This window comes from Oribacterium sp. Sow4_G1_1 (assembly GCF_052116105.1).
In the GTDB taxonomy this organism is placed as follows: Bacteria; Bacillota; Clostridia; order Lachnospirales; family Lachnospiraceae; genus Oribacterium.
The window spans coordinates 141370-154798 of the sequence record NZ_JBQKLS010000005.1 but is presented as its reverse complement, the minus strand read 5'-3'; the positions used below and the strand labels follow the sequence as shown (position 1 = coordinate 154798).

General features: G+C 55.0%; 10 protein-coding genes. All 10 read right to left on the bottom strand.

The features are described 5' to 3' along the window. Positions 1 to 249: 249 nt before the first annotated feature. The 10 genes from ACTQ52_RS05410 to ACTQ52_RS05365 all read right to left on the bottom strand — a co-directional run bounded on the left by ACTQ52_RS05410 (position 250) and on the right by ACTQ52_RS05365 (position 13422). On the bottom strand, positions 250 to 1179 hold the full coding sequence (locus tag ACTQ52_RS05410) for an AEC family transporter (protein ID WP_410042314.1): 930 nt from the start codon (positions 1177 to 1179) through the stop codon (positions 250 to 252). Between the two features lie 119 nt (positions 1180 to 1298). Further along, on the bottom strand, positions 1299 to 2738 hold the full coding sequence (locus tag ACTQ52_RS05405; protein WP_441981993.1) for a M28 family peptidase: 1440 nt from the start codon (positions 2736 to 2738) through the stop codon (positions 1299 to 1301). 107 nt (positions 2739 to 2845) lie between these two features. Continuing rightward, positions 2846 to 3076: a hypothetical protein gene (locus tag ACTQ52_RS05400; RefSeq protein WP_410042312.1), complete on the bottom strand. Its 231-nt coding sequence runs from the start codon at positions 3074 to 3076 to the stop codon at positions 2846 to 2848. A 24-nt stretch (positions 3077 to 3100) separates the two neighbouring features. Continuing rightward, the gene (locus ACTQ52_RS05395) at positions 3101 to 4666 is read right to left on the bottom strand and encodes a HAMP domain-containing sensor histidine kinase (RefSeq protein ID WP_410042311.1); all 1566 of its coding nucleotides are present in this window, start codon (positions 4664 to 4666) and stop codon (positions 3101 to 3103) included. Next, positions 4663 to 5346 carry a response regulator transcription factor gene (locus ACTQ52_RS05390; RefSeq protein ID WP_441226976.1) on the bottom strand — a complete coding sequence of 228 codons (684 nt, stop codon included), beginning with the start codon at positions 5344 to 5346 and terminating at the stop codon, positions 4663 to 4665. Before ACTQ52_RS05390 ends, ACTQ52_RS05395 begins: the two co-directional genes overlap by 4 nt. A gap of 97 nt (positions 5347 to 5443) precedes the next feature. Next, positions 5444 to 7435: an ATP-dependent helicase gene (locus tag ACTQ52_RS05385; protein WP_441981992.1), complete on the bottom strand. Its 1992-nt coding sequence runs from the start codon at positions 7433 to 7435 to the stop codon at positions 5444 to 5446. A 150-nt stretch (positions 7436 to 7585) separates the two neighbouring features. Next, positions 7586 to 9040, bottom strand: a complete 1455-nt coding sequence (gltX, locus tag ACTQ52_RS05380) for a glutamate--tRNA ligase (RefSeq protein ID WP_441981998.1) — start codon at positions 9038 to 9040, stop codon at positions 7586 to 7588. Positions 9041 to 9050: 10 nt separating this feature from the next. Further along, entirely contained in the window at positions 9051 to 11144 is a 2094-nt protein-coding gene (locus ACTQ52_RS05375) for a polyribonucleotide nucleotidyltransferase (RefSeq protein ID WP_410042308.1), read from the bottom strand. A gap of 235 nt (positions 11145 to 11379) precedes the next feature. Further along, positions 11380 to 11646: a 30S ribosomal protein S15 gene (gene rpsO / locus ACTQ52_RS05370; RefSeq protein ID WP_410042307.1), complete on the bottom strand. Its 267-nt coding sequence runs from the start codon at positions 11644 to 11646 to the stop codon at positions 11380 to 11382. 168 nt (positions 11647 to 11814) lie between these two features. Next, positions 11815 to 13422, bottom strand: a complete 1608-nt coding sequence (locus tag ACTQ52_RS05365; protein WP_410042306.1) for a bifunctional riboflavin kinase/FAD synthetase — start codon at positions 13420 to 13422, stop codon at positions 11815 to 11817. Positions 13423 to 13429: the final 7 nt, after the last annotated feature.

Sequence of the window (13429 nt, the reverse complement as noted above, 5' to 3'; positions counted from 1 at the left end):
ATCTTCAACTGCTTTTATCTTGAGTACTGGGTCTATCTTACTTTTCCTGGACATAACAATACCCCCAAGTAGGTTTCATTTTTCAATGTCCTACTTAGGGGTAGCATATCAGTATGTCGGTTCGGGGATTTTTTCAGCAAAAGAGCCACCCGTCTGACAGGTGGCTCTCTCACGCCACAAGCAGAATATGATTCGATGTCCGTCAGAAGTACCGCGACAGATCGTCGTACACATGTACAGCGGACGGTATTACAGCAGTGTTGTGATGATATAGGCCATCACCGGCAGGGTCAGGATACTGAGCACGGTGGACAGGATGACGGCACCGGCGACCTTCTCTTCATCATAGTGGAACTGCACGGCGAAAACCGTACTGATGGCGGCGCACGGACAGGCTTCGAGCAGCAGGACGACCTCGGAGGCCATGCCGAAGCTGATATGCAGGAAGCCATAAATCAGCAGGCATACCGCCGGAATCAGTATCAGGCGAATGCCGATGATGGCGAGAACGGCTCTGTCCCGGATCACCTTCGAAAGCTCAGAGCCTGCGAGTATCATACCGGTGATCATCATACTGATCGGAGTGTTCAGCCCACCAATCTGTGAAATCGGCTGATGGATCAGTTCAGGTACAGGAATCTGGAAAAGATAGAGCACAAGGCCGACGACTACTGCAATCATAGCAGGAGCACGGACGATCGTGTTCACTACCTTTTTCGCGTCGGTCTGACCGGAGACTCTCGCATAGCCATAGGTCCAGATCAGGATATTGAAGACGGTGTTGTAGCTGCTGGCATACAGGAGACCTTCGTTTCCGAACAGTGCCTGAATCAGCGGGAAGCCCATGTAGCCGGCATTGGAAAAAATCATCGCAAATTCGAAAATCGCCCGATTATCCTTTCCCATTCGTCGTGCGGCCAGCACAGCGATGACGAGACCGATCATAATCAGAATAAAGGAATGGATAAACGCCAGGACGATCCCGTGAAAAACCTCTGCATCAAATTCTGCGATATAGGAATTCACGAGCATGCAGGGTACGACGATCGATACCAGCAGACTGGAGAAGTGATGTCGCGCTTCCGGTGTCAGTACCTTCGCTTTGATCGCGAAATATCCTGTCATAATCAGCATAAAAAAGACGACGACCTGGCGGGCCGAGATGAGTGCAAGTTCCATGCGGGTTCCTCTTCGGTACAAAAAAGGTGGCTGACACATATCCATCGCGGTCAGGACGGTTTGTCCTGCAGCCGACATCAGAGGATATGTGTGCCACCTGTGAATGATATGATGACTGCTTACGCCGCTGTAATCGAGAGCGTATCGCCACTGACTGTCGCATCGGCACCTGTTTCCTGTGCCGTGGTAGCACTTACATGATACATCGCCTGTGCACTTGAATCAAGGAAGACTGTTTCATGGCTTCCGTTTTCTGTGTTTTTTTCACTTCCTTCACCGAAGAAGTTCCTCAGCATCGGACGAAGCATGGCCTCCTCCACCCCCAGTGCGGACGTGTCCACCGTGATCTGCTTCACACGTTCCGGCGTGGTCGCCACGTGTACCTCGACGGCGACCGGCGCATCCTGCTGCAGGATGTACAGCGCGGCGGTATAGATTTCGCAGCCGTCTGCATCACTTTTTCCGGTATCCGTCAGGCGTGTGCCGAGCTGCTGCTCGATCGCCGGGATCCCTGTGCCGGCTGGCCATGCATCCACCTGCGGCTGGAAGGCACCTGCAGCACGGACGTCCATCGGCGTCGCCTCCACTTCTGTTCGGAAGCGGCCACTCTTCTCCCGCATCAGCCCCTGCACGGTATCCCCGACGATGGCCGCTGCCTTCGCGAGCTCCTCCATCTCCGGAGCATCGCCCTCATCCTTCGATGACGGAACGCGGTTTCCTGTCTGTTCACTTTCGCCACGCTTCGGTTCAGTGCCGGCACTTTCCGTGTTTCTGTCTTCACGAGAGGCATCCGCGCCACCCTCCTGCAGGAGCATCGCCGCCGGGATGCCATCCATGCTGAACGCCGTATGATCCGACAGCTTATCCACGCGCATCGTCGCCTTCTGCCCGCTCATCCGCTTCACAGATTTCACGAGCCGGTCCGTGAGTGGATTTTCATGGCCGTTGCTCACGGCGATTTGAAAGGCGCCGGCGTCTGTATGGCCAATGTCGCCGACCTGGATGTCGGCGACCACCCGTGCCTTCTCTTCGTCCGGGAGGCTCTCGAGGTAGTTTCGTGCCCCCGTCTGCACATCCGCTTCTCCGTTAAATGCGATATAACGAAGCTCGACGGCACTCTTCTGTTTCTGTGTCTGCTCTGAAACGGCCTTCAGCACCGCAAGTCCAGCCGCGTTCGGCGCACCCTCCGGTGTATAGAGCGCTGTGGACAGCACCACGATGTCCGCAGCGACCGGATCTGTAGCGCCCTGCTGGATCGCGAGGAGCGTATAGCCGTCGCCCGTCTCCGGGATCGCATCGGCTTCGCTCTGGTAAGCCGTCGTCACGGCCTTTTTATAGTCCGAGGCATCGAGGCGAAGCTGATGATAGACGATGCGCGGTGCGAGCAGGCTGATACCGAGGAGGAGCGCCCGCACCCCATCGCGCCGGGCCTTCGTATCCTTATAGAGGACGGCATGCAGGAACTGCATCGCCGCGAAAATCAGCACCAGTACGCCGATGACATAGATAAACAGAAACACGAGATCCAGCGGATCCCGTAGCATGTAGGCAATCTTCATAAAACCTGTCTTTCCCTTATGGTGCCCTGAGGGGCGTTTCATCGGACGTAAAAGCCCTTGCCGTCCGGACGCGTCCGTCGGCAAAGGCTTTTACCGTCGATCATTCATTACTTCTGCATATTCTTCAGAGCTTCCACCATCTCGACGTCGTCCTGCAGGACGCGGAAATTCGTGGTCACCGGATGCTCACCCGGCTTCGTGATCGTGATCTCGATCACTGAGCCCTCCGGGATCCCGGTCGAGACAAAATGCTGGACATAGGAGACCACCTTCGGGTGATCTGCCTGGAACTTCTTGAAAAGGCCTGCGACCTTCATCATCGCTGCTGGATTCATCATCTGTTTTTCCTCCGTTATCATTTTTTAATTATAGCTTTTCTTCTCGGAATCGAGCGTGAACCAGAAATCCACACCGGTCCGTGTATTCTTCACACCGCACTTCTGGTGGTGGGAATCCATGATGGCCTTGACGATACTGAGGCCGAGGCCACTGCCGCCATAGGAGCGGGTATGCGCCTTGTCCACCTTGAAGAACTTCTCCCAGATCTGCTGCAGGTCCTCCTCCGGAATCGGCTTGCCGGTGTTTGACACATGGATGGAAACCGTGCCATTCAGCGCCTTTTCGGAAAACAGGCTGATATTGTTCGGTTCCTGCAGATGGTTGAGCGCGTTGTTGAGGTAATTTGTGATGACCTCCTCGATTTTAAATTCATCTGCCCATACCATCGTGCCTTCCGGAATATCGATTTCAACATGTGCATCCTTCTGACGAATCAGAATCTCCGATTTCGTCACGACGCCATGGACGACTTTTGAGATATCGAAGAGTGAAAAATCCGGCAGGTCTTTTCCCTGCTCGATGGAGCTCAGGTTCATAAGCTCATGCACCATGACATTCATACGCTTCGCTTCATCCACGATGACACCACAGTAGTATTCCCGTGCCGCCGGATCGTCCGCAAGTCCCTCATTGAGTCCCTCCGCGTAGCCCTGGATCAGCGCGATCGGTGTCTTCAGCTCGTGGGAGACATTGGCGATAAACTCCTGCTGGCGCGCCGCGATCTTCGTTTTGTTCTGAACATCCGACTGTAGTTCGTTATTTGCAGTTTTGAGCTCAGCGATGGCGCTCTCCAGTTTATCAGACATCACATTCATAGAATTACCGAGTACACCGATTTCATCACAGCGGCAGCCGGTATAACGTGTTGTGAAGTCCAGTCTCGACATCTTCTCACTTAGGCTGGCGATCTCGTTGATCGGCTTTGAGATTTCACGACTCATGAAGTAAACGATGATGGAGCCGATCACCATCGCACAGATGCCGATGATCAGGAGGAAACGGTTAAAGAAGGATACCGACTCGCGCAGGCTGGAAATCGGCATCGACATAATAAATGTTGTCGTATTATCCGAAAAGTATCCCCAGCTCTCTATGTAGAGGTTTCCACTGTTCTGGTCGCGGTTCCGCTCGATGATATAATTATCAAAGCTCGCAAGGATCTTTCCCTTCTCACCGAAACGGTTTCCGAAAATATACCGATTCAGCTTCTGGGACTGACGATTCAAATCGCCGAAGGTCGAGAATACCCGATCCGTCTGCGTGTCAATGATGATGACGCTGACATTACTCGTCTCTGAGAGTGACTTCAGATACGTTGTCGCCGGTGTTTCTGTTTGAGGATTCGAGGTATCGTAGTTGCTCGGAAACAGCTGACCGACGCGGTCGTCTGTATCCGTGCTGCTTCCCAGCATTGCATCGAGGGTCGAGTAGGCGTTCTCCAGGGTGCTGACCTTCTGCATCGTGTAGGAGCCTTCCAAAAAGAAGGAATTTGCCATCAGAATGGCGATGAGCAGCACTGCGATGAGACCCATAAAAATACCGGTGAAGCGCCATTTGATACTGCTTTTAAAACGATTCTGCTTTTTCATGCCTTCTCTTCCACTTCGAACTTATAGCCCATGCCCCAGACGGTCTTGATATAATCACCCTTCGTACCCATCTTCGCACGCAGCTTCTTCACATGCGTGTCGATCGTCCGGGCATCTCCGAAGTAATCATAGTTCCAGACGTTATTGAGAATCTTTTCGCGGGACAGCGCGATGCCCTTGTTTTCGATGAAGTAGAGCAGAAGCTCATACTCCTTGAAGCTGAGCTCGATTTCCTTTCCATCGATCTTCACGGAGTGTGCCGACTTATCGACCTCGATACCGCCGACACGTACGACCTCATCCTGGTTCACGCCGGAGCGGCGAAGGATCGCCTCAACACGGGCCACCAGGATCTTCGGTGAAAACGGCTTCGAGATATACTCATCGGCACCGTACTCGAAGCCCTTCAGCTCGTCCGTCTCCTCCGTGCGCGCCGTCAGCATGATGACCGGCACCTTACTGTGCTCCCGCACAGTTTTCAGCACCTCCCAGCCATCCATCTTCGGCATCATCACATCGAGGATGATGAGTGCGATCTCCTTATCTGCGAAAAAGACGTCGATCGCTTCCTCGCCGTCACCGGCCTCCACGGTCTCATAGCCCTTGATCTTCAGGAAATCGGAAATCAGCTTCCGCATCCGCTCTTCATCATCGACGACCAGTACTTTTAATCTATCCATCTTCCTACCTCTTACTATTTCATGCACGCGTATTCTGCTCCTTCGGCGCGCTCATCCGCCTCAGGGATCGTGATGCCGGTGATGCTTCCGCCATGGTTCAGCTCCTTCGTCTCCGGAAAATCTCCGGAAGCGAGCGCACCCAGCCATCGTGCTTCGGCTTCACATCCGACAGCCCGTCCAGCAGAAAGCGGCTCGGGCTGCATTTTTTAGCATAGCGACTCTCTGTGAAATAAATGTGAAGTTCTTTCTTCGCCCGCGTACAGGCGACATAAAAGGCCCGTCGCTCCTCCTCGATCTGCGCCGCCGTGACCGCCTTCGTATACGGTGTCACGCCCTCCGTCGCGTCGATGATATGGACGATATCGAACTCGAGCCCCTTACTGCCATGGAAGGTCATGAGCCGTATACCTCGCCCCGCCTCGTTTCGGGCAGCTGCCCGCTTCAGCTCCTCCCCGTAGTTCTCCGCATAGCTGAGCCACTTCCGCTTATCCGGCTCCTGCCGCGCGGACAGCTCCAGCGCATCCATTATAGCATGAACGCCGTCCAGCTCCGTATGATTTTCGCGGGCACGATCCTCCAGGTAGCTGATATACCCCACGCGCAGACCAATGTAGATGACCGCAGCTTCGGATGGCAGGGCACGGATGGCCTTTAAATCCTCTACGAAGCGGTCGAGAATCACGTCCATCCCGCGCTTATCGCGGTAGTAGCGCCGGAGCTTCTCGAAATCCATCGCCCGATCCCGGACGGCCTCCCGCGAGATATAGCGGTTCGGCTTATTCATGATGCGGAGGAAGTCCCGGCGGGTGCCCATGCCGAGGGCGAGCCGGATATAGGCGAGGATGTCCTGCGCCACCGTACTGTCATAGAGATTTTTCGTATGATCTCGCGTTGTATACGGAAGCTGCAGCCGTACAAATTCGGAGATCAGCGGACGCGCCAGGGTCTGGGTACGGAACAGAACGGCGATCCGCTCCGGTGGGATCCCGCGCGCGAGCTCCTCCCGGATGTTCTTCAGCACGAGCGCATACTCCTGCAGCGTGTCGGGCGCCTGATAACGCAGTGCGCGTCCACCCGGCCCCTGTACGGCTGTGATTTCCTTCGGGAAGCGATGTTCGTTCCGGGCGATGACCTGCGCCGAAAATGTGACGATTTCCTCGTGCGAACGGTAGTTATTGGAGAGTGTGATGCGTGCCGCACCTGGATAATCGCGCTCGAAGCCGAGCATGATGCCGGGATCCGAGCCCCGGAAGGCGTAGATCGACTGGTCGTCATCCCCGACGATGAAGAGATTGTTTTCCGGCAGGGCAAGCATGCGCACGATTTCATACTGAAGAGGCGAAATATCCTGGAACTCATCGACCATGACATAGTGGTACTTCTCCTGCCAGCGACGAAGCTCCGCCGGCTCGTCGCGGAAGAGCTGACGACAGCGAAGGAGCATATCATCGAAGTCCACGAGGCGCTGCTGCCCCAGGCTCTCCTGGTAACGCAGCATGAGGGCCGTGAACTGCTCGTTCGAAAGCAGGTTCGAATCAAATTCCGAGAGCAGCTTTCCGCTCCCCTTGAAACGCGAGATCTCGCCGATCAGAAGACGCAGAAAGTCCTGATCATAGCTGCAGTCGATACCGATGGCCTCCGCGATTTCACGCAGCATCTGCGACTGCGTCCGTTCGCTCAGGATGTTTTTATACGAAAAGTGATAGCGGATGCGGAGGATGAAGAAAAAGATCGAGTGGAAGGTGCCGAAGTTCACCTGGCCGTCGGCATCGCACAGGCTGCCCGGGAGGCGCGCATCCTCAGCGGACGAAAAAGCCGGACGATGCCCGGCTTCTGCTTCGTAGGCGTCCCCCAGCCGCTGCTTCAGCTGCTCCTCGAGGTAGAGCTTCCGAAAGCGGCTCTCCATCTCGAGGGCCGCGGCCTTCGTGAAGGTGATGACGAGGATGTCCTCCGGGCGCACGCCGCTCCGGATCAGCTGCAGGATGCGGTGCGTGATCACCGTCGTTTTCCCGGAGCCTGGTCCGGCCAGCACCATCGCCGGCCCGTCTCTGTGTTCGATTGCCCGTTTCTGATCGATAGAAAAACCCATGGCAGTATTCTACCATGGGTTTCTGAAATCTCCTATAGTCGTCCAAGCGACCATATTTTCTGCAGCTATATGTGGATGCGATACGCATATCAGCGTATGCAGCGGACACATCTGCCGCACGTGTCGCTCCGATATATGGAGCGATATGTCTTACGCCTCGAGGCGACGGATGCCCTCAGCGATACGCTGGAGGGACTCCTCCTTACCGAGGACCTCCATGATCTCGGTCGCACCGGCCGGGGTCATCTGACGACCGGAAAGCGCGATACGGATCGGCCACATGACGAAGCCGGTCTTGTAGCCCTTCTCCTTACCATATGCGGAAAGCAGCTCGAACAGTGCGTCGTTGGAGAAATCCTCCTGCGCACTGAGAAGCGGCTGTACCTCACGGAGAAGCGCGAGCGAATTCTCAAGGGTTGTCTTCGACTTCTTATTCACATAGAGATCTGTGCTGTACTTCGGAAGGGTCTCGAAGAAGCCGATCATTTCCTCGTTGATGTCCGGGAAGATCTCGATACGGGTCTTCACCATGGTCGCGATGTGACGGAGATCGAGCGGCTTCGTGATGATCTTCTGGATATATGGAAGCGCACGCTCGTAATACGAATCGAAATCCATCGCCTTGATGTACTCGCCATCCATCCAGCGCAGCTTCTCCATGTCGAAGACCGCCGGGCTCTTCGAGATACGGTGATAGTCGAACTTCTCGATGAGGTCCTGGAGGGACATAATCTCCTCGTTATCCTCCGGAGACCAGCCGAGGAGGGCGACGAAGTTCACGACGGCCTCAGCCACGAAGCCCTGATCGATCAGGTCCTCGAAGGAAGCATGACCTGAACGCTTGCTGAGCTTCTTGTGATTTTCATCCGTAATCAGCGGACAGTGCACATACTTCGGAATCTCCCAGCCGAAGGCCTCATAGAGACGATTGTACTTCGGGCTCGAGCTCAGATACTCGTTGCCGCGAACGACGTGGGTGATGCCCATCAGATGATCGTCGATGACATTGGCGAAATTATAGGTCGGATAGCCGTCGGACTTGATAAGAACCATATCATCGAGCTCGGCGTTATCGACGGTGACGTCTCCGTAGAGCTCGTCGTGGAAGGTCGTTGTGCCCTCGGTCGGGTTGTTCTGACGGATGACATATGGCATGCCGGCAGCGAGGTTTGCCTCGATTTCTTCCTTCGAGAGGGAGAGACAGTGCTTATCATAGTGCATGATCTCTTCGCCGTTGACCACGGTCTTCAGCGACTCCAGGCGCTCCTTCGTGCAGAAGCAGTAGTATGCCTTGCCCTCATTGACGAGCTGCTTCGCATACTTCATATAGATGCCCTGTGCACGACGCTCGGACTGCACGTACGGACCGCAGTCGCCCGGCTTATCCGGGGACTCATCCGGGATCAGGCCGGTATCGGCGAGGGTTTCATTGATAAGTTCGACAGCACCCTCAACGAAGCGCTCCTGGTCCGTATCCTCGATACGGAGGAGGAAGTCACCACCCTCATGCTTCGCGATGAGGTAGGCGTAGAGTGCGGTACGAAGGTTACCTACATGCATCCTTCCGGTCGGGGATGGTGCATATCTCGTTCTGATTTTCATAATATAGAACTCCTTAGTCTCTCAGATCCTGTGGACGCATGGTGAGATTGATACGGCCCATCTTGTCGATCTCCTGAACCTTGACGGTTACTTCGTCGCCGATGTTGACCACATCCTCTACCTTATCAACGCGACCATCGGCCAGCTTCGAGATGTGTACCATACCATCCTTATTCGGGCTGAGCTGTACGAAGGCACCGAAGTTCATGATACGAACGACCTTACCGGTCAGTACCTGACCCGGCTCGATGTCGTTGACGATCGACTCGATGATCTTCTTCGCCTTCTCGAGCGCGTTCTTATCGATGCCGGAGATGGAAACCATACCGCTGTCGTCGATGTCGATCTTTGCACCGGTCTCGTCGATGATGCCGTTGATGGTCTTACCCTGCTTACCGATGACATCACCGATCTTCTGCGGATCGATCTGCATGGTGATGATCTTCGGAGCGTACTCGGAAAGCTCGGCACGCGGAGCGGCGATGGCATCCTTCATAACGCCATCCATGATGACGAGACGTGCCTCGTGAGCTCTGTGGATCGCCTCGGTCACGATGTCTCTGGTGAGACCGTGAATCTTGATATCCATCTGGATCGCGGTGATGCCCTCATGTGTACCGGTTACCTTGAAGTCCATGTCGCCGAAGAAGTCCTCGAGACCCTGGATATCGGTCAGTACGATGTAGTCATCATCGGTGTCACCGGTTACGAGACCGCAGCTGATACCGGCTACCGGCTCCTTGATCGGAACACCGGCTGCCATCAGAGACAGGCAGGATGCACAGGTCGAACCCATCGAAGTCGAACCGTTGGACTCCATGGTCTCGGATACGGCACGGATCGCATATGGGAACTCCTCAACGGAAGGAAGAACCGGAAGCAGTGCCCTCTCAGCGAGTGCGCCATGACCGATCTCACGACGTCCCGGTCCACGGCTGGCCTTCGCCTCACCGACAGAGTAGCCAGGGAAGTTATACTGGTGAAGGTAACGCTTCTCGGTGATGTACTCATTGAGTCCCTCCACCTTCTGAACCTCGGAAAGAGGTGCCAAGGTGACGATATCGAGGATCTGGGTCTGGCCACGCTTGAACATCGCGGAGCCATGGACTCTCGGAATCAGATCCACCTCTGCCTCGAGCGGACGGATCTCCTCGATCTTACGACCATCCGGTCTCTTATGATCCTTCAGGATCATCTTACGAACAGTCTTCTTCTCATACTGATATACAGCATCCGGAAGCTGCTGAAGGGCATCCTCGTCATCCGCGAGTGCCTCCTCGAGCTTTCTGGTCACCTCGGCCATGTTGGCATCACGCTGCTGCTTATCATCGGTGAATACCGCGTTCTCCATCTCCGCCTCTGGAACGATGGACTTGATCTTATCGAAGAGCGCCTGCGGAACCGCATAGCTCTCATACGGAGTCTTCTCCTTACCACACTCGGCGATGATGGAATCGAAGAAGCTGATGATCTGCTTGTTGATCTCATCTGCCTTGTAGATGGCCTCGATCATCTGATCATCGGAGATGCAGTTTGCACCGGCCTCGATCATGATCACCTTATCACGGGTGGAAGCAACGGTCAGGTTAAGATCGGATACGGTCTTCTCTGCGTTGGTCGGGTTGATGATGAACTCACCGTTGATCATGCCGACCTGTGTGGAAGCGCATGGACCATCCCATGGAACGTTGGAAATCGCGGTTGCCAGGGAAGAACCAAGCATCGCAAGAAGCTCTGGTGAGCAGTCCTGATCGACGGACATCACGAGGTTGTCGAGCAGAACATCGTTACGGAAATCCTTCGGGAAGAGTGGTCTCATCGGACGATCGATGACACGGGAGGTGAGGATCGCATTATCGCTTGCGCGGCCCTCTCTCTTCTTAAATCCACCCGGGAACTGTCCTACGGCATACATCTTCTCCTCATACTCCACCTGGAGCGGGAAGAAATCGATACCGTCACGTGGCTGTGCCGATGCGGTACAGGTGGACAGAACGGTCGTATCACCATAGTGCATCAGTGCTGCACCATTTGCCTGGGCACATACACGGCCGATATCGACGGTCAGTGTTCTGCCGGCGAGTTCCATTGAATAACTCTTGTACATTCGTACCTCCTTTTATATAGACAGGGAGGTCCAAAAACACTGATCAGGCTCCCTTTTCGTGCGGGTCGGGCTCCTGCTGAAAACCGGGCCTCATCAGTGGTCTCGGATACTTCCCTGTCGATGATTTCGATAAATCCATGTGCACGATCGCAGAAAGGCACATAGTCCATACGATTATAGTATAAAAAAAGGACGGAGAAAAGTATCTCCGCCCTTTTTCTTTATGAGTTTTAGATTACTTTCTGATGCCGAGCTTCTCGATGAGGGATCTGTAGCTGTCCAGATCGTTCTTCTGAAGGTAAGCAAGAAGGCCTCTTCTCTGACCAACCATCATGAGAAGACCACGTCTTGAGTGGTGATCCTTCGGGTTCTTCTTAAGGTGCTCAGTGAGCTCGTTGATACGTGCAGTCAGAATGGCGATCTGAACCTCTGGTGAACCTGTGTCACCAGCCTTACGGCCGTACTGCTCGATGATCGCTGTCTTTTTCTCCTTGGAAATCATGGTAAATCCTCCTGATGTTAAACTATGTCACGCATGGTGACGACTTACGTTAACAGAGCTGCCGGATGGAGTTCCGCGCAACCATGCCAACGCGCATACGAATGTACTTTAACAGAAGTGCCACGGCTTGTCAATCGCCCATTGAGCGAAATACCGTCTTTTTTCGTGTTATTTCAGCCTGCCCGGGTCGAGCTCCATCGGCCAGGCTGCCGTGGCTGCGACATCCCTCTGGAGCTGCGCCTTCAGCTCGTCGATCGAGGCGAACTTATGCTGGTCACGAAGCCGGGTCATAAACTCGACGCGGATCTTCTTTCCATACAGGTCGCCATGGTAATCGAGGATATAGGTCTCGATGGAGGTCGGATTATCGTCGGCGATGGTCGGGTTATTTCCGACGTTCGTCATGCCACGATACAGCTGTTGCCCGATCAGGACACGGGTGATGTAGACGCCCGGCTTCGGATTCAGCTTTCCTTCCTTCGGGAGGATATTCGCGGTTGGGAAGCCGATCGACGCGCCGATCTCCTTTCCGCGCATCACGGTGCCGCTCAGCGCTACATGACGGCCGAGCAGTTCGGCGGCCTTTTCGACATTGCCCTTCTCGATCTCCTCGCGGATGAAGCTGCTGGAGATCTCGCGCTCCTGTCCGTTCTCATCGAGGACTTCCTTTTTCTGAATCACATGGACCGCGTAGCCGTACTTCGGTGCACGTGCTTCGAGGAGCGCGGCAGTACCCTGCGCCTTATACCCGAAGGAACAGTCCGTGCCCACGACGATATCCGACGCGTGCATCCCCTCGACCAGGACGGTGCGCAGGAAATCCTCCGCAGAGACACCCATGGTCTCCTGGTTCACAGGATAGGAAAAGACATAGTCGAAGCCGAGGTTCCGAAGGCGTGTCAGGTGCTCTTCGCTGCTCGAAATCGTATCCTGACGGACGCCGGTGAGGACGTCCGTCGGATTTGCGCTGAAGGTCAGGAGCGCCGTCTTCCGGTGCTTTTCCTTCGCGATACGGAACATGTTTTCGAAGATGAGCTGGTGCCCGAGATGGCTGCCGTCGAACTTTCCGAAGGAAACGACCGCCGCCTCCGGGACGTACATCGGTGGCTTCACGATACGGATCAGCTCGCCCCGCGCCTCATAACCGGCGATCTCCTCGATGGTCCGGCTGTCGGAGATCGAGAACTGACCGACACGTGTACGCTTCAGTGCAGACATCGCGGCACCACAGCCGAGCTTCTCCCCGATATCCTTGATCAGTGTACGGATATAGGTGCCCTTCGAGCAGGTGACGGTCATCCGTACGTATGGGAGGTCAATGCTGTCGACCGTGATGTCGTGGATGGTGATGCGGTTCGGCTTCCGCTCGATGACCTTTCCCTGCCGGGCGAGGTCGTAGAGCTTCTGTCCGTTCACCTTTTTCGCACTGTACATCGGCGGAATCTGGTCATAAGAGCCGACGAAGCTCTGCGCGGCTGCGCGGAGCTCCTCTTCGCTGATATCGACCGGATGCTCGCTGAGAATCGTTCCGGTCGTATCCTCGGTATCGGTCAGGATGCCGAGCTTCATCTCCGCCTCATAGACCTTTTCCGTCGCTTCGATCGAGGAGACCAGCTTCGTCGCCGTGCCGGCACAGATCACCAGTACACCCTCGGCCATCGGGTCGAGGGTGCCGGTATGTCCTATTTTCTTTTCATGAAGGATGGCACGAAGCTTCTTCGTGACGTCGAAGCTCGTCCAGCCCTTCTCTTTATAAACATTGATAATTCCGTCCATAGTTCCC